A 21916-nucleotide genomic window follows, 5' to 3' on the forward strand; every position below is an offset into this window, starting at 1 on the left:
TATCAGTATTCCGTGCGGGCCTTCAGGGTGCCCTCTTGCGCATGCAGCAGCAGCGCGCCGGTTTCATCGAAGTCGAAGCGTTGCACCTGCTGCAATGTATTCAGCACCCGCTGCTCCTGATTCATCAGGGCGGGGGCGCAGGCCACCCGGGTGGTGCCGAGCTGGCTTAAGGCAAGCCCTTCGCCGGTCAGTTCATACTGTCCCATCAGACTGTTACAGGACGCGCGTCCGGTCACCCGCCCATCCTGCCAGAAATTCAGCGTAACCCGCGAGCGATCAATGATGCCGCCACCGTTGATGTCCTCGATTACCCATTCGACACCTTGCAACAGCCGGGCTGGAGCACCGCCGCACCCGGTCAGAGCCGCGCCGTCCCGCTCCAGAGTCACCTGCTGCGGGTGCGGCATGCCGCTCATGTCGTCCCGGCACAGCCCATCACGTACCCGCAACTTCAGCGGCGGCTCGCCATCGCCGAGGTAGTCCCCGGCCTGCTCACCGGCTGTGTAGCGCTGCGCCGGCAACTCGCCTTCATTCAGACGATTCAGCGTCATCTGCCCGTCATCGGCAACCAGACTCCAGAACGGCTCGTTGCCCGACGCACGAAACGGCTCGACGAGCGCATTGGCCGGGGCGCACCGGGGGTACTCCATGCCGTCCACCACCAGCGTTGCCTGCTCGCCCTTGAACCACAGGCTGGTGTCCGTCTCATCCGTGGCAACGTAACGGGCACCGGAGGCGCTCACTGCCTGCTGCAGCGCAAGCTGCCGACCGGGCAGGTCCGCCGTCAGCTGCTCGCCGGCGCCGCTGACCTTCAGCGGCAATGCACCGCAGTGCAATTCGGCAGTGAAGTTGCGGGGTTCGGCAACGGGCTCGGCTACGTTGCCCTTGCAGCCGGCAAGGGCAGCAAGGATGGCAAGGGGCGCTGCATGGGTAATCCTGTTCAAGGGTATTGTCCTCAATGGGAATGAACATCAGAACGACGAGCCCGGCTGGCGGAGAAACTGCTGTTCCTCCTCCGTGGAAGCTCGCCCGAGAATCGCATTGCGATGGGGGTAGCGGCCGAAGCGCAGGATGATATCCCGGTGGCGGTGTTCGTAATCCAGACTGCTCTCCATACCCGGCACGTCGAACAGCTTCACCGCCCGATCATGAATCGCCAGGGATTCGCTGTGCATGAAGGGCATGTACAGGAAGGCACGTTGCACCACCGGCAGCTCTTCATCCAGCCCGAGGCTGATCGCCTCCTGCGCCAGCACCAGCGCCATGCCGTCCTGGGCAAAGGCCTCTGGCCGGTCGCGGTACAGGTTGCGGGAGAACTGATCCAGGATGATGATTTCCGCCAGTCGCCCTTCCGCGCTGCCGCGCCAGTGCCACAGCTCGCCGCCGGCCGCCCGCCGATGGAGCTCACCGAAGCGCTGGCGGATGGTGTCATCCAGTCGCGGACTCTTTTCCCACCAGTTGGCCGGCTTGAGCTCCTCGAACCAGAATTCCAGTATCGCCTGATGCATGTCCTACCTCCGCTCGCCTGGGCTTACCCAGTGTAAACAATCTGCTCCGCTGCCGCCCGGCGAGCCGGGCTATCCATGGCCGAGGCTTGATGTATAATCGCCGGCTCGCAGGAGAGAGGAGCTTCACTGCTCCCGCCGAAGGCGCAAACTCCCATAATCGCTCAGGCACAAGTTACTGCGAATCAGATCCGGAAACCGTTGCTACCATGTAGGCAACGCAACCGTACCGCCAGCTGGAGAGAGGTTGCCTTGCAACCCACCGAAGGGGCAAGCAGTCGCTGACTGCGTAAACTCTCAGGTAAAAGGACAGGGGGAGAGGCGACACAGTTACGAGGATACCTGTGTGCTTCTTTACATCTATCTGATCGCAATCACTGCCGAAGCCATGTCCGGCGCCCTGGCCGCCGGTCGGCGCAACATGGACATGTTCGGTGTCGGTTTCATCGCCTTCATCACCGCCCTGGGTGGCGGTACCGTCCGCGACATGCTGCTGGGCAACTATCCGGTCACCTGGACCCAGCATCCGATGTACATCCACCTGACCATCTCCGCCGGTCTGCTGACCATGCTGGTCGCCCGCTACATGCACCGCCTGCACTCGATCTTCCTGGTGCTCGATGCCATGGGCCTGATCGCCTTCACCATCATCGGCTGCAACGTCGCGCTGAACCTGGGTTACACCACCACGGTGGTGATCATGGCCGGTATGACCACCGGTATCTTCGGTGGCATCCTGCGGGATATCCTGTGCAACCGCACGCCCATGGTGCTGCGCAAGGAGCTGTACGCGAGCGTGTCGCTGGCGGTGGCCATCCTCTACCTGACCCTGCGCCATTTCGAGGTGAACGAGGACATCAACATGATCGCCTCCTTCTCCTTCGGGCTGGCCATCCGCCTGGCGGCCATCCGCTGGCACTGGTCCCTGCCGGTGTTCTCCTACGCCCCGGGGCGCTGGAACGATTGAAGGTCCGCCATGCGGAGAACCAGCGCGCCTCGTAACTAGTAATAAAGAGAGCGGTTCCCAACGCAGCGGTATGGTCTACAGTAAAGACGACCCGCCATGATGGCTCCGTCAACTGCCTGACCAGGAGAATTCGGTATGACCGACCCCACCAACAAGTCCGCCACCGGCTCGACCATGAGTACCGGAGCGCCGGCTCCCAGTGACCGCAACTCGCTGACCATCGGTGCCAACGGCCCGATCGTGCTGCACGATGTGCACTTCCTCGAGCAGATGGCGCATTTTAACCGGGAGAAGGTGCCCGAGCGCCAGCCCCATGCCAAGGGCGCCGGCGCCTTCGGTATGTTCGAAACCACCGAGGACGTCTCGGCCTACACCAAGGCCGCACTGTTCCAGAAAGGCGCGCAGACCGAGATGCTGGCGCGCTTCTCCACCGTGGCCGGTGAGATGGGCAGCCCGGATACCTGGCGCGACGTGCGCGGCTTCTCGCTGAAGTTCTACACCAGCGAAGGCAACTACGATCTGGTGGGCAACAACACACCCATTTTCTTCGTCCGCGATCCGATGAAGTTCCCGCATTTCATCCGCAGCCAGAAGCGTCTGCCCGACTCCGGCCTGCGCGACAACCACATGCAGTGGGACTTCTGGACCAACAATCCGGAATCGGCACACCAGGTCACCTACCTGATGGGCGATCGCGGCCTGCCGCGCACCTGGCGTCACATGAACGGTTACGGCTCGCACACCTACATGTGGATCAACGCCGCCGGCGACCGTTTCTGGGTCAAGTACCATTTCCATACCGATCAGGGCATGGAGTTTTTCAACAACGCCGAAGCCGCCGATATGGCCGGCAAGGACGCGGACTTCCATCGCCGTGACCTGTTCGAGGCAATCGCCCGTGGCGAGCACCCGAGCTGGACGCTGTCGGTACAGGTCATGCCCTATGAAGAGGCGAAGACCTACCGCTTCAACCCCTTCGACCTGACCAAGGTCTGGCCGCACAAGGACTATCCGCTGATCAGGGTCGGCAGGATGACCCTGAACCGCAACCCGGACAACTTCTTCGCCCAGATCGAGCAGGCGGCCTTCTCCCCCGGCAACACCGTACCGGGCATCGGCCTGTCTCCGGACAAGATGCTGCTGGGCCGTGCGTTCGCCTACAACGACGCGCAGCGCAACCGCATCGGCACCAATTTCCATCAGCTGCCGGTGAACCGCCCCAAGGTGCCGGTCAACACTTACATGTTTGACGGCCACATGACCTACGAGCACAGCGGTAATGCTCCGGTGTACGCGACCAACAGCGAAGGCCGCAGCTGGGCCGACACGACCGGCAAGATGGAAGACGGCTGGGAAGCGGACGGCGACATGGTACGCAGCGCCTACAACCTGCACTCCGAGGATGATGACTTCAGCCAGCCGGGCACCATGGTGCGCGACGTGTTCGACGACGCCCAGCGTGATCGGCTGGTCGACCAGGTCGCCGGCAGCCTGCTCGGCGGCGTGCGCAGCCCCGTGCTGGAGCGGGCATTCGATTACTGGAAGAGCATCGATCCCGATGTCGGCCGGCGGATCGAGGAGAAGGTCCGCAGCGGCAGCGCCGGTCAACCGGCGGAGGGCATGGGCGAGGCCTGATAGCCTGGCTCATCCTGAAAGGGGCCTGCGCAATGCCGGCCCTTTTCATTTCCGCTCTAATCAGCCTGCGCCACCAGCTCGCGCAGTCGGTGCCTATCGGTCTCGCAGGTCAGAGCCTGGTCGCTGCGCTCCAGCGCAAGCACTGACTGCGCTGCTGCCGCCGCGCGGAAGCTCGGGCTACCCAGACGCTGCAGTGCCGCCAGCGACTTCTGCAGGCGCAACTGCACCTCGACCAGCTCCGCCCCATCCCGGGCGATCAGCATAAAGGCATCCTCGAACAGATCCGCCTCCTGCAACGGGTGCAGATGCAGCCGGGGGAAATCCACCGCCACGTCGTCCCGTCCCTCGGCCCAGAGCGCCAGCAGCCGGGTCAGACGGCCGATCACATCGATGGCCGTGCCCGGATCATTGTTCGTCGGCGGCAAGGCGCGCGAGCCCACCTCAGCCATCACCGCCAGACCAAAGCGCGGGTCCTGCTCGAAGCTGCGGTTGGTGGCGATCACGAAGTGGCTGGCTATCTTGCCCAGCAAATGTTCCGGCAGCTCGTCGGGCGTGTGCACCCAGGCCATGACTGTATCTTCGAACACAAAGGTACCGGGATTGCAGGGCAGATAGGCGTCGCACCCAGCCTCTTCACACAAGTGCGAGATCATGCGTACATCAATGAACTGGATATAGCCGATGGAGCGTGCATGCACCGGGATGGTGCCCTCTGGCACGGCACTGGTATCGTGCCAGGGTCTGGCGCCCAGATAGGGCACCGCCAGACGCTCCACCAGCGCAGTCCGGGTGGCCTCCTCGACCCGATCGATGGTGGCCCCTACCCGGCCCAGGGAGATCAGGTGGTTGATCCAGCGCAGCAACTGGATCACCACCAGGGCGATGACCACAATGGTGATCAGGAACAGCACCACTCGCCCTCGCTCACCATAGGAGCCGGTCTTCAGCACTATGATGCCGACCACGCCGAAGATGAAGGCGCCGATGAAGGTGGACAGCACGCTGTTGGTCAGCTCGTCCTCCATCAGCAGTTTGGTGGCCCGGGGCGTCACGTTGGTGGTGGCCGCACTGAAGGCCGAGGTCATGACGCCCAGGGAGAAGGTGGTCACCGCCAGCATGCTCGAGGCAATGATGGTCAGCAGGCTTTCCACCGCATCCGGGCTGAGGTCGAAGGGCAGCTCCCAGAGAAAGTATTCCTCCACCAGCAGCGCCACGATGGCCGTCAGCATTCCTGCCAGACCGTACGCCACCACTCGCCACCACAGTTGCCGCCGCACCCGCTCGAATATCCAGCGCCAGTAGTTCACCGCCACCTCTCCTCCCGTTTCGTTAATCAGAGGTTAGCAGCAGGGTGTGAAAGAGGGAGGCAGATCATGCTCTGGCGTCCGGGTTGCGCCGCGACCATATAGCGGCTCGATATTTGCCGACACTTTTCACCGAGCTATACTGTACGCATATACAGCTAGGTGCATTATGGCTTCCGTTTCCGAAAAGTTATCCATCCTTGCCGATGCGGCAAAGTACGACGCCTCCTGCTCGTCGAGCGGCAGCAAGCGGGCCAACAAGGACAAGGGCCTGGGCAATTCTGATGGCATGGGCATCTGCCACAGCTATACCGAGGACGGCCGCTGCGTCTCCCTGCTCAAGATCCTGTTCTCCAACGTCTGCATCTATGACTGCGCCTATTGCGTCAGCCGTCGCAGTAATGATGTGCAGCGCGCCAGCTTCACCGTGCAGGAGGTGGTCGCGCTGACGCTGAACTTCTATCGGCGCAACTTTATTGAGGGGCTTTTTCTCAGTTCGGGGATCTTCAAGAGCGCCGACGCCACCATGGAAAAGCTGGTGCGCGTAGCCAGGACCCTGCGCAACGAGCACAACTTCAACGGTTATATCCACATCAAGGCCATTCCGGGCGCCAGCGAGGACCTGCTGCACGAGGCCGGCCTGTATGCCGACCGACTCAGCGTGAACATCGAGATCCCCTCCGAGCCCAGCCTGCAGAAGGTCGCGCCGGAAAAGAACTACAGCGACATCATCACACCGATGAACTTCCTCAGCGAGGAGCGCATCCGGCTGGTGGACGAGCGCAAGGTGATCCGCAGCGCGCCCAGATTCATGCCCGCCGGGCAGAGTACCCAGCTGATTGTCGGCGCGTCCCCCGACAGCGACTGGCAGATCCTCAATCTGGCCGATGGTCTGTACAAGCAGCAGAAGCTCAAACGCGTGTACTACTCCGGGTACGTGCCCATCGCCACGGACGATAGGGTACCGAGCGTGAGCGCCCCGCCATTGCTCCGCGAGAATCGGGTCTACCAGGCGGACTGGCTGCTGCGCTTCTACAGGTTCTCGCTGGACGAGATCGTCACCCCCGAAGCGCCCGACCTGGATCTGGAAGTCGACCCCAAGCTGGGCTACGCCCTGCGCAACCCACAGGCCTTCCCTGTGGATATCAACCGCGCCGACTACGAGATGATCCTGCGTGTACCCGGTATCGGCGTGAAGTCAGCAAGGAAGATCGTCAGCGCCCGGCGCTTCCAGCGCATCACCTGGGACAACCTCAAGGCCCTGGGCGTGGCGACCAGGCGGGCCCGCTACTTCATCAGCTGCCCGGGCCTTACCGCCGCGCCGGACTGGGACACCCCGCGCCTGCGCAGCGAACTGATCGCACCCGCCAGCCGCCCCCTCGAATCGCCTCAGCTGAGCCTGTTCGGTTAACCATGAGTATTTACGTGACCGATGGCAGCTTCGAGGGGCTGCTGTGCGCCGTGTTCGCTTCCTACAGTTGCTCCATGCCCACCGCCATCGTCGATGCGGCGGTGTACCAGACCAACCTGTTCGACGACATCATCGAGATAACAACGGACGAAGAGATTGCCCTGCGGGTACTCAGGGGCATCGATACGGTCAGTGATGACAAGGCCAGCCGGCTGTGCCTGATGATCTTTCTCTCCGAGTTCGACGACGCCAATCTGCTGGTCTGGCGGCTGATCCGGAAGCTGATGCGGGTGAAGAGCGCCGGGTTTCTCGGCAACTATGCGGACAGCGACGTACTGCGCGCCGCCCAGATCCGCAAGATGATGAGCCGGGAGATCCACCGCATGCATGCCTTCATCCGCTTTCAGAAGGCCCATGACGGCGCGTATTACGCCCTGATCGACCCGGACTTCGACGTGGTTCCGCTACTTGATGATCATTTCGTGCGCCGCTTCGCCGACATGCGCTGGCACATCTTCGACGTGCGCCGCCAATACGGCATCGCCTACGATGGCGTAACGGTACGGCTGATCGCCTCCCTGGACGGTCTGCTGGACACCCGCCGGGCGCAGCTGAACGAAGCCATGCTGGACGAGCAGGAACAGGCCTTTCAGGGATTGTGGAAAACCTATTTCGATTCGGTGAACATCAAGGCGCGCGCCAACCGGAAGCACCACCTGCGCCAGCTGCCCAAGCGGTACTGGAAATACCTGTCGGAAAAGCAGCCGCGCAACGGCGCGCAGCCTGTGGATATAGATCTGCGTTCGCGCCGTTAGCGGCACGCCACGCTGCATCTTCTGCCCGACGTAGCAGAATGCTATTGTGTGTCACCCACCAAACAACAAGAAAACCTGTCATGACCAAGCTCACTCATCGCGCCCTGTTCTCCCTCTGGCTGTCCGCCTGCCTGCTGTTCAGCGCCGCCCTGCATGCCGAGACACCCGCCCCGTCCATCGCCCCGGAACGCTTCAGGCTTCTGGAAGCGGCATTGCAGAAGGAAGTGAACGAAGGCCGCCTGGCCGGCATCGCGATACTGGTCGAGCAGGACGGCAAGCTGCTGCACCGCAGCCAGCACGGTTATCAGGACATCGCCGGTGAGGTCCCGCTGGCCGAGGACAGCCTGTACAAGATCTTCTCCCTGACCAAACCGGTAACCAGCATCGCCATGCTGATGCTGCAGGAACAGGGCAAGCTGTCGCTGGATGATCCGCTGGAGAAATACCTGCCGGAATTCGCCAATCTGCGGGTAGCAGTGGCCGACGGCCCTGATGGCATTCCGCAAACCACCGAGCCAACCCATGCCCCTACCCTGCGCGAGCTGATGAACCAGACCGCCGGCTTCAGCTACGGAGTATTCAGCCAGTCCCAGGTCGACACCCTGTACCTCAAGGCCGACCTGTTCAATACCGAACAGACACTGGAGCAGATGGTCGGCAAGCTTGCCAGATTACCGCTGATGAACCAGCCCGGGACGGTGTGGAACTACAGCCTGTCGGTGGACATCCAGGCCCGCGTGGTCGAGGTCGTCAGCGGCCAGCCCTATGACCAGTTCGTCGCCGAGCACATTTTCAAGCCGCTGGGCATGAAGGACACTGGCTACCACGCCAGTGCCGACCAGGCGCCGCGGCTGGCCGTATCCTACAAAGCCGGCGACAGCGGACTGGAGCCGCAGGACAACAGCCAGTATCTGAGCAAGCCGACCCTGATCCAGGGCGGCAGCGGCCTGATCTCCAGCATGGACGACTATCTGCGCTTCGCCCGCATGCTGCTCAACGGCGGCGAGCTGGACGGGGTGCGCATCGTCTCCGCCGAGTCCATCGCCGAGATGAGCCGCGACCAGCTCCCGGCTGAGGTCGCCGGCCCCAGCTGGGCACCGGGCAACCGCTTCGGCCTGAACGTGGCCGTGGTCAATGACAGTACCGCGGCCGGGCATCTGCCGGTGGGCACCTACTGGTGGTGGGGTATCCAGGGCCCCTGGATGTGGGTCGACCCGAGCAACAACCGGATCGTGCTGGGGATGATGCAGAACACCGACTATCGCCACTCACGGGTAGTGCACGGGACGGTGAGTCATATTCTGTTTGGGGAGCGCTGAGCCGAACTCGCGCTCCGGACGCAGCCACCGTCTCATCTGCTGAAGTCGGTGGGCTGCTCCAGCTGATAGATGGGCTTGTGACAGGATGCTGCCCTCAGGCCAGCGCCTCCGAGCCGATGACATTCACCCCCGGCTTCGCCTCGATCGCCGCGTCCAGCAGGGCACGGGCAATGTTATCCGCCGGATTGACCCGCATCCGCCGAGGCAATACCGGGCCCAGCAAGGCCAGCACGCACTCCGCTGCCCGCTCCCCGGCGCGGAACTGCTGGCGCGGCCCACTGATCAGACCGGGACGCACGAAGGTAAGGGAAGCAAAGCCGCAGGTGGCCAGATCATCCTCCAGCGCACCCTTGACCCTGTTATAGAAAAAGCGCGACGCGCTGCTGGCGCCCACCGCTGAATTGAGCACGTAGGTGGGCGTGCCGTGGCGCCGGGCAAGATGCGCCACCGCCAGCGGATAATGGTGATCCACCTGACGGAAAGCCTCCCGCGACCCAGCCTGCTTCATGGTGGTGCCGAGGGTGCAGATCACCGCATCAGCCTGCCACCAGGAAGCATCGGCGGGCAGGTGCTCGAAGTCCACCAGCGGCGCTTCAAGCTTCGGGTGTTCAGTCAGGTTGCGCCGGGCTGGCGCCACCACCCTGGTGACTCGCTGATCCGCCAGCGCGCGCTTCAGCACATGGCTGCCCACCAGACCGGTTGCACCAACCAACAGAATCTTCATCTGGATCCCTCTCTCGCAGTCGCGTCAATCTATCTGAATCACACCGATGATCACACAGCCAGCTGGATCAAAGCCCGTCCCGCGCCGCGCTGTGGCATAGGTCATTTTGGACAAGCAATTGCTTACTGCTGTATCCTTTCATGCAGTTCTGCTGAACACTCCCCTCAGATAAACCTGATAGCCGAAGCCGGTCAGTTTCCAACCATATACTGGTTGAACGAAACGACTTTCTGCATTACCCAGGCTTTCTCGCGCCTGCCTGCCTCGGCTCTGACTAAAAGATAGATAACAGCTCTAAAGATGAAAACACATGATTCTGCAGTGGCGGTCCGCGATATAACGCCTACCGTCCATTCGTTCAAGGCTGAACGGTTCCGGGTCTTTACCGCCCGCCAACTTGACCAGATCCCCCAGCTGCGCCAGCTCTCCGAGGAGCAGCGCTTCGATATGCGGGTGGTGGCCAGTGTGCTGCCGTTCAGAGTCAACCAATACGTGATAGAGCAGCTGATCGACTGGTCAGCCGTCCCGAACGACCCGTTGTTTCAACTTACCTTCCCCCAGCGGGGCATGCTGCGTCCGGAGCACTTTGACCGCGTGGCGCAGGCGCTGCGGGAGGAATGGCCCGCCGAACGGTTCAATGCCCTGGTGGCGGACGTCCGCAACGAGCTGAACCCGCATCCGGCGGGTCAACTGGAACACAACATCCCCCAGCTCGACGGGGAGCGGGTCGAAGGCATCCAGCACAAGTACCGTGAAACGGTGCTGTTCTTCCCCAGCTCCGGTCAGGTCTGCCACAGTTATTGCACCTTCTGCTTCCGCTGGGCGCAGTTTGTCGGGGACAAGGACCTGCGCATCGCCGCCAAGGAATCCAGCCAGCTCTGCGATTACCTGCGGGCCCACCCTCAGGTCACCGACGTGCTGGTCACTGGCGGCGATCCGCTGGTCATGAAGACCCGCAACCTGCGCGCCTGCCTCGAGCCACTGCTCAGTCCGGAATTCGATCATGTGCGCACCATCCGCATCGGCAGCAAGGCACTGAGTTTCTGGCCCCAGCGCTTTGTCACCGACGAGGACGCGGACGACCTGCTGGCCCTGTTCGAGGAAATCCAGGCCGCGGGCAAACACCTGGCGCTGATGGCGCACTACAACCACTGGCGGGAGCTGGAGCCGGAAATAGCCCGTGAAGCCATCCGCCGGATCCGCGCCACCGGCGCCCAGATCCGGGCTCAGGGGCCGCTGCTGGCGCATATCAACGACGACCCGGCGGTCTGGGCCCGCCTGTGGCAGACACAGGTAGAGCTGGGGATCATCCCCTACTACATGTTCGTGGAACGGGACACCGGCGCCCGGCATTACTTCGAGGTGCCACTGGTACGCGCCTGGGAGATCTACCGTGACGCCATCCAGCGCGTGTCCGGGATCGCCCGCACCGCCCGGGGCCCTTCCATGAGCTCGGAGCCAGGCAAAGTGGAAATTCAGGGAGTGACTGAAATCAACGGCGAGAAGGTGCTCGCGCTGAGAATGATCCAGGGCCGCAACCCGGACTGGGTGCAACGGCCCTTCTTCGCCCGCTACGACGACAAGGCCACCTGGCTCAACCACCTGCGCCCGGCCTTCGGGGAAGAACGCTTCTTCTTCGAAGAGGACTAGGCAGCCAATACCGGCCCGGGCGAGCTCCCTTTCAGCCCGGGTTGATCATCGAAGCACCTCCAGTGCAGCGAGCCTGCCCACTCGTCAGCCACACGTGTACGGTACCGGCGTTAGTCGCCCTTCTTGTGCTTATGCGGCTTGAGGGACGACTCGTTACCCGGGGTGCCTTTATTGTCCCGCTGACGCTTATCGGGCTTGCCCGTCGATTCGGCGGTTCTCTTGGGACCGGTTTTGATGCCCATATTCTTCTCCTTCGTTGTACTCAGGATGGTGCCCGGCGTCCCTGCGCCTTTAACAACGCGAATGCCAGTGCCTCCCTACCCTGTCTAGCAGCGCTTCGGCAGCGAAGCAAATATCGGCCTTTTCTCAAACTGCCCGAACTTCTGTCGGCAAGTATTTTCTACTGGTGACGCTACCCAGGGAGCCACTCATGCCAGATCTGCCGACCCTCGATTGCCTGATTATCGGCGGCGGGCCCGCAGGCCTCACTGCTGCCATCTATCTCGCGCGATTTCGCCGGCGCTGCCTGGTGCTGGATGCCGGCGCCAGCCGTGCTTCGTACATTCCGAAGAGTCATAACTACCCCGGCTTTCCGCCGGGTATCTCCGGCCCCGATCTGCTGGCCCGTCTGCGCGAGCAGGCCGTGGGCTACGGTGCATGCCTGGAGCAGGGCCAGGTGGACGGCCTGGACAGCCATGGTGATGGGTTTCTGGCGACGGTTGGCGACCGACAGCTGCTGGCGCGCCGGGTGATCCTCGCCACGGGTATTGACGATGCCCTGCCGGATATACCGGATGTGGGTCAGGCTATTACGGCGGGTATCGTCAGGCTCTGTGCAATCTGCGATGGTTACGAGGTCGATGGGGACGACATCGCCGTGTATGGCGAGGCAAACAATGCCATTGGGCATGCGGCTTTTCTGCGTACCTTCACCTCTCGGGTAACCGTACTGACCCAGGGCAGCGAGGAGGTGCGACCGGAGGCGGCGGCCCGTGCGGAACAGCTCGGTATCGAGGTAATGACTGGCGACACCAGGGCCATGCGGGTGACCGCTGAAGACAAGGTGGAGGTCATGGTTGAGTCGGGACGCAGAGTCTTCGACCTGGTTTATCCCGTGATGGGCAGTACCTGCCGGGCCTCGTTGGCCTGCACGCTGGGGGCGGCATGTAACGAAGCGGGGTCGCTGGTGGTCGATAGCCACCAACAGACGTCAGTGAAAGGACTCTACGCGGCGGGAGACGTGGTGGATGGCCTGCGACAGATCTGCGTTGCTACCGGTCAGGCTGCCATCGCAGCGACTGCCGTGCATAACAGCCTGGAGCCTCCCTGGTGAGGTCACGCCGGCTCGCTCACCAGCCCCACCCCGAGTTGCTGCACGACTGCCTGATCCATTCCCGCAACCGGGAAGACTCGAGCTCTTCAGGCTTCCTGATCTTCACATACCGCGTTTCGTCCCCCAGCTCCGGCGGCGGATCAAGCCGGTTGCCATTGAGAAACACGATATTGGCCGAAATGTCGTAGGCCGCCACCTCGATACACCAGCCCCGCCCGGGCGAGCCGTAATAGGCCTTGCCCCACTTGATTGCGTAACGGGGATTCTTCAGCTCACTACCGATCTGCTTGTCCAATGCCTTGAGGACGGGGTTCACGGCAGGCCTGGCATCCGCTATCCAGTCTTCGATGAGCTGATGATCTTCCTCGGGCGCCGGTGGCTTTTTCGTGGAAAGCGGCTTATGAGTTTTCATGGAGGGTCTCCGTAACTCGCCGGCACCAGCCGGGGCAATATGTGTTACGGCAGTTTAGCTGGTGTGATGAGGAGTTACGGTAGCTGATACCAGCGCGGGTCGAGCAGGCAAAAAAAGCCCCCTAGGCGTACGCGTCGGGGGCTTGTGCTTACCGGCGGGCGATCAGTTCTTAGCGGCGCGCTTGCGCTGGTTTTCGTCGAGCAGCTTCTTGCGGATGCGGATCGACTTGGGCGTCACTTCTACCAGCTCGTCGTCATCGATGAACTCCAGCGCCTGTTCCAGGGTGAAGCGGACCGGCGGGGTCAGCTGGACGGTATCGTCCTTGCCGGAAGCGCGCATGTTGTCGAGCTTCTTGGCCTTGGTCGGGTTCACCACCAGGTCGTTGTCGCGGCTGTGGATGCCGATGACCTGACCTTCGTAGATATCCTGACCCGGGTCGAGGAACAGCTTGCCGCGCTCCTGCAGGGTTTCCAGCGAGTAGGTCAACGCCTTGCCGGTGGCCATGGACACCAGTACGCCGTTCTGGCGGTGGGCTACGTCGCCACCCTTGATCGGGCCGTAGTGGCTGAAGGTGGAGGCCAGGATGCCGGTGCCCGAGGTCATGGTCAGGAAGCTGTTACGGAAGCCTATCAGGCCGCGCGCCGGAATGGTGTATTCCAGGCGGATACGGCCCTTGCCATCCGGTGCCATGTCGGTCAGATCACCCTTGCGCAGACCCATCTGTTCCATCAAGGCGCCCTGGTGCTGCTCTTCGATGTCGATGATGACGTTCTCGTAGGGCTCCTGCTTCTCGCCGTCGATCTCGCGGATCACCACTTCCGGACGGCCGATGGCCAGCTCGAAGCCTTCGCGGCGCATGGTCTCGATCAGTACCGACAGGTGCAGCTCGCCACGGCCGGAGACCTTGAACTTGTCCGCGGAGTCACCTTCCTCGACGCGCAGGGCCACGTTGTGCAGCAGCTCCTTCTCCAGACGCTCCTTGATGTTCCGACTGGTGACGAACTTGCCTTCCTTGCCGGCGAAGGGCGAGTCATTGACCTGGAAGGTCATGGACACGGTGGGCTCGTCCACGGTCAGCGGCGGCAGGGCTTCGACGTTGTTCATGTCGCACAGGGTGTCGGAGATGAACAGCTCGTCCATGCCGCTGACACAGACGATGTCACCGGCCTGGGCTTCTTCCACTTCCACGCGCTGCAGACCATGGTGGCCCATGATCTTGAGGATGCGACCCTGGCGCTTCTTGCCGTCGGCACCGATGGCGACCACCGGGGTATTGGTCTTGACCTTGCCGCGGTTGATGCGGCCCACCCCGATCACGCCGAGGAAGCTGTTGTAGTCCAGCTGGGAGATCTGCATCTGGAACGGGCCGTCCAGGTCGACGCTGGGCGCCGGCACATGATCGACGATGGCCTGGAACAGGGCGTCCATGTTGTCGTCGAGGTTCTCGTGGTCCATGCCAGCGATGCCGTTGAGGGCACTGGCGTAGACGATCGGAAAGTCCAGCTGCTCCTCGTTGGCACCCAGGTTGTCGAACAGGTCGAAGATCTGGTCCACGACCCAGTCCGGACGGGCGCCCGGGCGGTCGATCTTGTTCACCACCACGATCGGGTTCAGACCGGCCTGGAAGGCCTTCTGGGTCACGAAGCGGGTCTGCGGCATCGGACCGTCGATGGAGTCGACCACCAGCAGTACGCAGTCGACCATGCTCATCACGCGCTCGACTTCACCACCGAAATCGGCGTGGCCGGGGGTGTCGACGATGTTGATGTTGTAGTCCTTCCACTTCAGCGCGGTGTTCTTCGCCAGGATGGTGATCCCGCGTTCCTTCTCCTGATCGTTGGAGTCCATCACGCGTTCGTTTTCCGCTTCCTTGCGGTCGAGCGTGCCGGAGAGGCGCAGCAACATGTCAACCAGCGTGGTCTTGCCGTGGTCAACGTGGGCGATGATGGCGATATTACGGAGATTCTCGATCACTGGGGTCATCCTGGAGTACGCAAGGACAGGCGCGCCTGTCTTAAAAGAGGCACGCATTATACAGACACCGGTGTCCAGTGTCTGTTTTTTGTACGAATTGGTCGGACCGCCGGTAGATTCAGCGCCGCGGCAGGCGTAATACCCGCACGTTGTCGTGCCCTTGATCCAGCAGATACTGGGCATGCAACTGACTCATCACGCCCTTCTCGCAATACAGCAGATAGGCCCGGGCGGCATCCAGTTCGGCGAATCGGCTGCTGAGCTGATAGAAGGGCACCTTGAGCACTTCCACTCCTTCCAGTTCCAGCGGACGGGCTTCTTCTTCATCGGGCGCGCGGATATCCAGTACCACCTGCCCGGTCAGCGCCTGCTCCACGGTCTCCACTTCGGAGCCGTCCATTTCCAGCTCCAGATCGCAGCAATCGGTGGAGGTGGCCTGTTCGATGGCTTCATCCAGCACGCTGAAGTCGAAGCCGGCCTCGGCGGCCTCCACCTTGCGCACGTTGGTATGGATATCCGGACTGACGGAGATCACCCCGCAATATTCCGGCATGCTGCTGGAGAAGGCCTCGGTACCGATGCGCCGGGCGGTGCGGATGATCTCGGTCTTGCTGGTGGTGATCAGCGGGCGCAGCACCATCATGTCGCACACCTGGTCGATGGCGGCCAGGTTGGGCAGGGTCTGGCTGGACACCTGAGCAATGGCCTCGCCGGTGACCAGCGCATGGAAGCCGCGGCGGTGGGCGATGCGGCTGGCGGCGCGCAGCATCATGCGCTTGAGCACCACGCCCATCTGGCTGTTGTCGACGTTCTGCAGGATTTCGGCGACCACGCCCTCGAAGGGCACACTGATGAAGCGCAGGCGGTGGCTGGCGGCGTATTTCTCCCACAGATAGTGCGCCACCTGACGCACGCCCAGTTCGTGGGCACGCCCGCCGAGGTTGAAGAACACGAAATGGGGCAGGATGCCCCGTTGCAGCATCTGGTAGCTGGCGACGGTGGAGTCGAAGCCGCCGGACATCAGGCTCAGTACCGGCTCCATGGTCCCCAGCGGGAAACCGCCGATACCTTCGTGCCGCGCCCGGATCAGAAATACCCGCTGCTGGCGGATCTCCACCTGCACGGTCACCTCCGGCTCCTTCAGCGACACGCCGCTCACATCGGTGTGGGTCAGCAGATAGGCGCCGACATCCCGGGCCACCTCGTTCGAGGTGAAGGGGTGATTGCCGACCCGCTTGCAGCGCACGGCGAACGTCCTGCCCGTCAACTGATCGGCGAACAGCTCGGCACACAGCTGACCGAGCTCCTCGATGGTGCCCAGCGGATATTCGCGCACCTCATGGATATGGTTGATGCCCGGGGTGTTCTTCAGCCGCTCCAGCACCTGTGTCTGCACCGCCGTATCGTCACCGACCACTACCTCCAGGCTGTCCCAGGTGCCGGTGAGACGGATTTCCGGGTCAATGGCGCGCAGCAGTACCTTCAGGTTCTTGCGCAGCTGGCTGACGAAGCGCTTGCGCACCTGGGGCGACTTGATGGTGACTTCGGCAAAGAATTTGATGATCAGTTTCATAGAGAGATTCAGCAGTCGGGGCGGCGAAAACCGGCCATTATACCGAGGCCGGGCCATAACTGCGCGGTTTGCGGACAGGCGCGCTAATATGGTGCATGGCCGCGGTTCCACGCACCGTTCAAGTGCGCAATAATGTGCCGCAATATCTGCACAGCACGTCTGCGTCAGGTCGGAGATGGGTTTCGGCAACCAGGGAATGATGGCACAGCTTTTGCTGGCTATTGGATGGACGACGAACCGGCGGAATGCGTTCCGCGACACTACCGAGATAACCGCCAGGCACCACCTGGAATATGAGTCCTTCTGGAGAACAGCATGTCGAAAGCGATCCAACTGATCAACGAATTTGACGTGAAGTGGGTTGACCTGCGCTTCACCGATACCAAAGGCAAGCAGCAGCATGTCACCATGCCCGCCCGCGACGTCAACGAAGAGTTCTTCGAAGAAGGCAAGATGTTCGACGGCTCCTCCATCGCCGGCTGGAAGGGTATCGAAGCGTCCGACATGATTCTCATGCCCGATGACAGCACTGCGGTACTGGACCCCTTCACCGAGGAGCCTACCCTGATTTTGGTCTGCGACATCATCGAGCCGTCGACCATGCAGCGCTACGAGCGCGACCCGCGCAGCATCGCCCGGATGGCCGAGGAGTACCTGAAGTCCACCGGCATCGGCGATACCGCCTTCTTCGGCCCCGAGCCCGAGTTCTTCATCTTCGACGAGGTGAAGTTCAAGTCCGACATCTCCGGCTCCATGTTCAAGATCTACTCCGAGCAGGCCTCCTGGAATACCGACAGCTCCTTCGAGACCGGCAACAAGGGTCACCGTCCGGGCGTCAAGGGCGGCTACTTCCCGGTGCCGCCGGTAGACCATGACCACGAGATCCGTACCGCCATGTGCAACGCGCTGGAGGAAATGGGCCAGACCGTCGAGGTGCACCACCACGAGGTGGCTACCGCCGGCCAGAACGAGATCGGCGTGCAGTTCAACACCCTGGTGGCCAAGGCCGACGAGGTGCAGAACCTGAAGTATGTGGTGCACAACGTGGCCGATGCCTACGGCAAGACCGCGACCTTCATGCCCAAACCCCTGTACGGCGACAACGGCTCCGGCATGCATGTGCACATGTCCATCAGCAAGGACGGCAAGAACACCTTCGCCGGCGAAGGCTATGCCGGCCTGTCCGATACCGCGCTGTACTTCATCGGCGGCATCATCAAGCACGGCAAGGCGCTGAACGCCTTCACCAACCCGTCCACCAACTCCTACAAGCGTCTGGTGCCCGGCTTCGAAGCACCGGTGATGCTCGCTTACTCGGCCCGCAACCGCTCCGCGTCGATCCGCATCCCCTACGTGACCAGCCCGAAGGCCCGCCGCATCGAGGCGCGCTTCCCGGACCCGGCTGCCAACCCCTACCTGGCCTTCGCTGCGCTGCTGATGGCCGGTCTGGACGGCATCCAGAACAAGATCCACCCCGGCGATGCCGCGGACAAGAACCTGTATGACCTTCCTCCGGAAGAGGCAAGGGAAATCCCGCAGGTCTGCGGCAGCCTGAAGGAGGCACTGGAAGCGCTCGATGCCGACCGTGCCTTCCTGACCAAGGGCGGCGTATTCACCGACACCTTCATCGATGCCTTCATCGAGCTGAAGGCGGCCGAAGAGCTCAAGGTGCGCACCTTCGTCCACCCGCTGGAATACGAGCTGTATTACAGCGTGTAATTCAGCAGGTACCTCTGGCCGGACTCGCAGGATCCGGCTCACCCATCCCCGGCCCAGGCCGGGGATGGGCGTTCTGAGAAACCGCTTTCCATTTTTCGAGGTTTTCGACCATCGGCTCTGCTGCGGGTGCGAACGGCGTCGCACGCTGCTGCGCGTCACTTGCCACAACGGCCGTTGAGTGCAACGCTTGGGTTATTTCCCCGGGAGTCAAAAAGCCATGTTGCGTCCGATACTGCCGCTGTTCTGTCTGCTGACACTGCTGGCTGGCCCTGCCGCCGCGCAGATCTACTCCTGGACCGATGCGGAAGGCAATCGAGTGTACTCCGACCAGCCCCGCCCCGGCGCCAGCACCGTCGAGCTCAAGCCCACCAACGTCGTGCAGCCACCGCCTGTGACCGACGCACCGCGGGCCGAGCGGGATGACCCGTCGTCATCCGAGCCGGGCAATGCCTATCAGCAGCTGGCAATCACCAATCCGACCCATGACAGCGCCATCCGCAGCAATGAGGGCGAGCTGACCCTGACGATAGTCACCGATCCGCCACTGAGCGGCAGCCACCTGCTGAAGGTCGCGCTGGACGGGGTGGTGAGTCAGGCGGGACTGCCCGGCACCGGTGGCGGGATGCACCAGCTGACCGTGCACAATGTCGATCGTGGCACCCATGAAGTGGCTGCGGTAGTAGTGGATGCACGGGGTGAAGAAATCCAGCGCAGCACGCCCATCACCGTGCATGTGCAGCGCACCTCGGTCAATCAGCCGGGACGCGTCGGCGCCAACCAGGCTCCCCGTGCACCGGCTGCCCCTCGCGCCCCTACCCCGGCCCGTCCCGGCAGCGGCGGCTGATATTCATTGAACAGGCGCTGCACCATCATGGGGCGCGCGCCCTCTTTTTGTGCGATAGTTTCCCGCAGGGCATCAATCCGACCCGGCGGGCCCGCGCTGCGGTGGCGGGCTCCCGGGCGCGCCGCCTGATTGCGGTCTGTTGCGCCACTCTGGTTCGCTTCTTGCAAAGATCCATGAACCGTTTCCGGCTGGACGATTTCTATGCCGCCCGAGCAATTCCTCCGACAGATACTGGATAACCTGACCACGGCGGTACTGCTGCTGGACGCCCCCCTGCGCGTGAGTTACATGAATCCCGCCGCAGAAATGCTGCTGGAGGTCAGCGGTCAGCGGGTCAATGGCCAGCGTATCTCCAGCCTGTTCAGCGACGCCAGCGAAACCATGGAGTCGCTGCGCAGCGCCATCAGCAGCGGCCACCCCTTCACCAAGCGCGAAGCCCAGCTCAACCTGAGCACCGGTCAGTGTCTGATGGCCGATTATTCGGTCACGCCCATGCCGGCGCTGGACAGGCAGTGGATACTGCTGGAGATCCTGCCCCGCGACCGCCTGCTGCGCATTACCAGAGAAGAGGCCCAGGTCACCAAGCAGGAGGTCACCCGGGTACTGATACGCGGGCTGGCCCACGAGATCAAGAATCCGCTGGGTGGCATTCGAGGCGCAGCGCAGCTGCTGGCCCGGGAACTGGTCGAGCCGGCATTGAGCGATTACACCGATGTCATCATCCAGGAAGCAGACCGACTGCGAAACCTGGTCGACCGCATGCTCGGCCCCTACCAGCCGCCACGACTGATGCCGATCAATATCCACGAGATCACCGAGCATGTATGCAGCCTGGTGGAAGCCGAGACCCTGGGCAGTCTGGATATCCACCGTGACTACGATCCGAGCATTCCCGACCTGCCGGGTGATCGGGAACAGCTGATCCAGGCGGTGCTGAACATCGTCCGTAACGCGATGCAGGCGATCATGTCGGCCACCGATGACCGCCGTGGCCGCATCACCCTGCGCACCCGTACCCTGCGCCAGTTCACCATCGGCTCGCGGCGCCACCGGCTGGTATGCCGGCTGGAGATCAGCGACAACGGACCGGGCATTCCGCCGGCCATCCTCGACAGCATCTTCTACCCCATGGTCAGCGGCCGCGCCGACGGGACGGGGCTGGGTCTGTCGATTACCCAGACCATCGTCAGCCGACACCAGGGGCTGATCGAGTGTGACAGCGTGCCCGGGCATACCACCTTCACCCTTTTCCTACCCATCACCGGGGACCATGAATGAATCCATCCGCCAATGTCTGGATCGTTGATGACGATCGCTCCATCCGCTGGGTACTGGAAAAGGCCCTGCAGCAGGATGGCCTGCAGACGGTATGTTTCGACAATGCCGACAGCGCCGTGGCGCGGCTGCGCCGCCAGCAGCGTCCCGATGTGCTGATCAGCGATATCCGCATGCCCGGCAGCAGCGGACTGGAGCTGCTGGCCAGCGTCCGCGAGCTGCACCCGGGGCTGCCGGTTATCATCATCACGGCACACTCCGATCTGGACAGTGCGGTGGCCTCCTATCAGGGGGGCGCCTTCGAATATCTGCCCAAGCCGTTCGACGTCGACGAGGCGGTGGCACTGGTGCGCCGTGCGCTGGCGCACAGCAGCGAACAGGAGGCCGGCAGCACCGGAGGCGGGCTGGCGCACACCCCGGAAATCATCGGCGAGGCGCCGGCCATGCAGGAGGTGTTCCGCGCTATCGGCAGGCTGTCGCACTCCAACATCACGGTGCTGATCAACGGCGAGTCCGGTACCGGCAAGGAGCTGGTCGCCCATGCCCTGCACCGCCACAGTCCCCGCTCCCGAGGCTCCTTCATCGCCCTGAACATGGCGGCCATCCCCCGCGAGCTGATGGAGTCCGAGCTGTTCGGTCACGAGAAGGGGGCTTTCACCGGCGCCGCACTGCAACGGCGCGGGCGCTTCGAGCAGGCCGACGGCGGCACGCTGTTTCTCGACGAGATCGGCGACATGCCGGCCGAAACCCAGACCCGGTTGCTGCGGGTGCTGGCCGATGGCGAGTTCTACCGGGTCGGCGGCCACGCGCCGATCAAGGTAGATGTGCGCATCATTGCCGCTACCCATCAGGATCTGGAAGCGCTGGTGCAGGCCGGCAAGTTCCGCGAGGACCTGTTCCACCGGCTGAACGTGATCCGCATTCATATCCCGACTCTGGCGGAACGTCGCGAGGATATTCCCACCCTGGCCAGGCATTTCCTTGCCCGGGCCGCAAAGGAGCTGGCGGTGGAGCCCAAGGTGCTCAGGCCCCAGACCGAAGAATACCTCAAGGCCCTGCCCTGGCCCGGCAATGTGCGCCAGCTGGAAAACACCTGCCGCTGGATTACCGTCATGGCGTCCGGCCGTGAGGTGCTGGTCGACGACCTGCCACCGGAGCTGCTGGCGCAGCACCAGGGCACCCCCAGCGACAGCAACTGGGAGCAGAGCCTGCGCAACTGGGCCGACCAGCAGCTGACCCGGGGCGTTCGCAATCTGCTGGACGAGGCAGTGCCGGCATTCGAGCGGGTCATGATCGAGACCGCCCTCAAGCACAGCGCCGGGCGCCGGCGTGATGCAGCCTTGCTGCTGGGCTGGGGCCGCAATACCCTGACCCGCAAGATAAAGGAGCTGGGGATGAATGTAGCGGATACCGAGGACGACAGTGGCGAGTGAATGAGCCCGGTCACTTCTGCGCT

General features: G+C 62.8%; 19 protein-coding genes and 2 riboswitches. Of the genes, 11 read left to right on the forward strand and 8 right to left on the reverse strand.

What is annotated here, in order from left to right:
• Positions 1-2 precede the first annotated feature (2 nt).
• A complete protein-coding gene (locus IEW63_RS09585) occupies positions 3-944 on the reverse strand; it encodes an META domain-containing protein (protein ID WP_188636409.1) in 942 nt (313 codons plus the stop codon).
• Positions 945-971: 27 nt separating this feature from the next.
• Complete coding sequence (locus tag IEW63_RS09590) at positions 972-1508, reverse strand: DUF924 family protein (RefSeq protein ID WP_188636410.1); 537 nt, start codon at positions 1506-1508, stop codon at positions 972-974.
• 98 nt (positions 1509-1606) lie between these two features.
• A riboswitch (glycine riboswitch) is annotated at positions 1607-1696 on the forward strand.
• A gap of 35 nt (positions 1697-1731) precedes the next feature.
• Positions 1732-1828: riboswitch (glycine riboswitch) on the forward strand.
• A gap of 23 nt (positions 1829-1851) precedes the next feature.
• Between IEW63_RS09590 and IEW63_RS09595 the strand changes: the two genes are divergently transcribed.
• Together IEW63_RS09595 and IEW63_RS09600 are read left to right on the forward strand one after the other, a co-directional pair.
• Complete coding sequence (locus tag IEW63_RS09595) at positions 1852-2472, forward strand: trimeric intracellular cation channel family protein (RefSeq protein WP_188636411.1); 621 nt, start codon at positions 1852-1854, stop codon at positions 2470-2472.
• A gap of 135 nt (positions 2473-2607) precedes the next feature.
• On the forward strand, positions 2608-4107 hold the full coding sequence (locus tag IEW63_RS09600; protein ID WP_188636412.1) for a catalase: 1500 nt from the start codon (positions 2608-2610) through the stop codon (positions 4105-4107).
• A 56-nt stretch (positions 4108-4163) separates the two neighbouring features.
• Here IEW63_RS09600 and IEW63_RS09605 read toward each other — a convergent pair whose 3' ends face one another.
• Positions 4164-5414 (reverse strand): DUF2254 domain-containing protein, encoded by a 1251-nt coding sequence (locus IEW63_RS09605; RefSeq protein ID WP_188636413.1) that lies wholly within the window; start codon positions 5412-5414, stop codon positions 4164-4166.
• A gap of 166 nt (positions 5415-5580) precedes the next feature.
• On the opposite strand from IEW63_RS09605, the gene IEW63_RS09610 reads away from it, so the two are divergent.
• From IEW63_RS09610 to IEW63_RS09620, 3 genes are all read left to right on the forward strand, one after another.
• Complete coding sequence (locus tag IEW63_RS09610; protein ID WP_229710436.1) at positions 5581-6822, forward strand: putative DNA modification/repair radical SAM protein; 1242 nt, start codon at positions 5581-5583, stop codon at positions 6820-6822.
• Positions 6823-6824: 2 nt separating this feature from the next.
• Positions 6825-7637 carry a TIGR03915 family putative DNA repair protein gene (locus tag IEW63_RS09615; RefSeq protein ID WP_188636414.1) on the forward strand — a complete coding sequence of 271 codons (813 nt, stop codon included), beginning with the start codon at positions 6825-6827 and terminating at the stop codon, positions 7635-7637.
• An 80-nt stretch (positions 7638-7717) separates the two neighbouring features.
• Positions 7718-8956: a serine hydrolase domain-containing protein gene (locus IEW63_RS09620; protein WP_188636415.1), complete on the forward strand. Its 1239-nt coding sequence runs from the start codon at positions 7718-7720 to the stop codon at positions 8954-8956.
• Between the two features lie 94 nt (positions 8957-9050).
• Here IEW63_RS09620 and IEW63_RS09625 read toward each other — a convergent pair whose 3' ends face one another.
• Positions 9051-9680 (reverse strand): NAD(P)H-binding protein, encoded by a 630-nt coding sequence (locus IEW63_RS09625; RefSeq protein WP_188636416.1) that lies wholly within the window; start codon positions 9678-9680, stop codon positions 9051-9053.
• 300 nt (positions 9681-9980) lie between these two features.
• On the opposite strand from IEW63_RS09625, the gene IEW63_RS09630 reads away from it, so the two are divergent.
• Positions 9981-11330 (forward strand): KamA family radical SAM protein, encoded by a 1350-nt coding sequence (locus IEW63_RS09630; RefSeq protein ID WP_188636417.1) that lies wholly within the window; start codon positions 9981-9983, stop codon positions 11328-11330.
• Between the two features lie 110 nt (positions 11331-11440).
• On the opposite strand, the gene IEW63_RS14720 is transcribed toward IEW63_RS09630, so the two are convergent.
• The gene (locus IEW63_RS14720; protein ID WP_272872589.1) at positions 11441-11572 is read right to left on the reverse strand and encodes a hypothetical protein; all 132 of its coding nucleotides are present in this window, start codon (positions 11570-11572) and stop codon (positions 11441-11443) included.
• A gap of 188 nt (positions 11573-11760) precedes the next feature.
• On the opposite strand from IEW63_RS14720, the gene IEW63_RS09635 reads away from it, so the two are divergent.
• Entirely contained in the window at positions 11761-12663 is a 903-nt protein-coding gene (locus IEW63_RS09635; RefSeq protein ID WP_188636418.1) for an NAD(P)/FAD-dependent oxidoreductase, read from the forward strand.
• Positions 12664-12679: 16 nt separating this feature from the next.
• Here IEW63_RS09635 and IEW63_RS09640 read toward each other — a convergent pair whose 3' ends face one another.
• The 3 genes from IEW63_RS09640 to thiI form a co-directional block, all read right to left on the reverse strand.
• The gene (locus IEW63_RS09640; RefSeq protein ID WP_229710437.1) at positions 12680-13075 is read right to left on the reverse strand and encodes a DUF1801 domain-containing protein; all 396 of its coding nucleotides are present in this window, start codon (positions 13073-13075) and stop codon (positions 12680-12682) included.
• A 162-nt stretch (positions 13076-13237) separates the two neighbouring features.
• Positions 13238-15049: a translational GTPase TypA gene (gene typA, locus IEW63_RS09645; protein WP_188636419.1), complete on the reverse strand. Its 1812-nt coding sequence runs from the start codon at positions 15047-15049 to the stop codon at positions 13238-13240.
• 118 nt (positions 15050-15167) lie between these two features.
• Entirely contained in the window at positions 15168-16622 is a 1455-nt protein-coding gene (thiI, locus tag IEW63_RS09650) for a tRNA uracil 4-sulfurtransferase ThiI (RefSeq protein ID WP_188636420.1), read from the reverse strand.
• 315 nt (positions 16623-16937) lie between these two features.
• Between thiI and glnA the strand changes: the two genes are divergently transcribed.
• The 4 genes from glnA to ntrC all read left to right on the forward strand — a co-directional run bounded on the left by glnA (position 16938) and on the right by ntrC (position 21893).
• The gene (gene glnA, locus IEW63_RS09655) at positions 16938-18341 is read left to right on the forward strand and encodes a glutamate--ammonia ligase (protein ID WP_188636421.1); all 1404 of its coding nucleotides are present in this window, start codon (positions 16938-16940) and stop codon (positions 18339-18341) included.
• Positions 18342-18558: 217 nt separating this feature from the next.
• Positions 18559-19185: a DUF4124 domain-containing protein gene (locus tag IEW63_RS09660; RefSeq protein ID WP_188636422.1), complete on the forward strand. Its 627-nt coding sequence runs from the start codon at positions 18559-18561 to the stop codon at positions 19183-19185.
• A gap of 201 nt (positions 19186-19386) precedes the next feature.
• Positions 19387-20463, forward strand: a complete 1077-nt coding sequence (gene glnL, locus IEW63_RS09665; RefSeq protein ID WP_188636423.1) for a nitrogen regulation protein NR(II) — start codon at positions 19387-19389, stop codon at positions 20461-20463.
• Positions 20460-21893 carry a nitrogen regulation protein NR(I) gene (ntrC, locus tag IEW63_RS09670; RefSeq protein ID WP_188636424.1) on the forward strand — a complete coding sequence of 478 codons (1434 nt, stop codon included), beginning with the start codon at positions 20460-20462 and terminating at the stop codon, positions 21891-21893. Before glnL ends, ntrC begins: the two co-directional genes overlap by 4 nt.
• Positions 21894-21916: the final 23 nt, after the last annotated feature.

Source organism: Halopseudomonas pertucinogena (assembly GCF_014646575.1).
Taxonomy (GTDB): Bacteria; Pseudomonadota; Gammaproteobacteria; order Pseudomonadales; family Pseudomonadaceae; genus Halopseudomonas; species Halopseudomonas pertucinogena.

What these genes read in the sequence shown, in the direction of transcription:
- IEW63_RS09590 (WP_188636410.1), bottom strand. Translation starts at nt 1,508, where the DNA reads ATGCATCAGGCGATACTGGAATTCTGGTTCGAGGAGCTCAAGCCGGCC.
- IEW63_RS09600 (WP_188636412.1), top strand. Translation starts at nt 2,608, where the DNA reads ATGACCGACCCCACCAACAAGTCCGCCACCGGCTCGACCATGAGTACC.
- IEW63_RS09610 (WP_229710436.1), top strand. Translation starts at nt 5,581, where the DNA reads ATGGCTTCCGTTTCCGAAAAGTTATCCATCCTTGCCGATGCGGCAAAG.
- IEW63_RS09615 (WP_188636414.1), top strand. Translation starts at nt 6,825, where the DNA reads ATGAGTATTTACGTGACCGATGGCAGCTTCGAGGGGCTGCTGTGCGCC.
- IEW63_RS09620 (WP_188636415.1), top strand. Translation starts at nt 7,718, where the DNA reads ATGACCAAGCTCACTCATCGCGCCCTGTTCTCCCTCTGGCTGTCCGCC.
- IEW63_RS09625 (WP_188636416.1), bottom strand. Translation starts at nt 9,680, where the DNA reads ATGAAGATTCTGTTGGTTGGTGCAACCGGTCTGGTGGGCAGCCATGTG.
- IEW63_RS09630 (WP_188636417.1), top strand. Translation starts at nt 9,981, where the DNA reads ATGAAAACACATGATTCTGCAGTGGCGGTCCGCGATATAACGCCTACC.
- IEW63_RS14720 (WP_272872589.1), bottom strand. Translation starts at nt 11,572, where the DNA reads ATGGGCATCAAAACCGGTCCCAAGAGAACCGCCGAATCGACGGGCAAG.
- IEW63_RS09635 (WP_188636418.1), top strand. Translation starts at nt 11,761, where the DNA reads ATGCCAGATCTGCCGACCCTCGATTGCCTGATTATCGGCGGCGGGCCC.
- IEW63_RS09640 (WP_229710437.1), bottom strand. Translation starts at nt 13,075, where the DNA reads ATGAAAACTCATAAGCCGCTTTCCACGAAAAAGCCACCGGCGCCCGAG.
- thiI (WP_188636420.1), bottom strand. Translation starts at nt 16,622, where the DNA reads ATGAAACTGATCATCAAATTCTTTGCCGAAGTCACCATCAAGTCGCCC.
- glnA (WP_188636421.1), top strand. Translation starts at nt 16,938, where the DNA reads ATGTCGAAAGCGATCCAACTGATCAACGAATTTGACGTGAAGTGGGTT.
- IEW63_RS09660 (WP_188636422.1), top strand. Translation starts at nt 18,559, where the DNA reads ATGTTGCGTCCGATACTGCCGCTGTTCTGTCTGCTGACACTGCTGGCT.
- glnL (WP_188636423.1), top strand. Translation starts at nt 19,387, where the DNA reads ATGCCGCCCGAGCAATTCCTCCGACAGATACTGGATAACCTGACCACG.
- ntrC (WP_188636424.1), top strand. Translation starts at nt 20,460, where the DNA reads ATGAATCCATCCGCCAATGTCTGGATCGTTGATGACGATCGCTCCATC.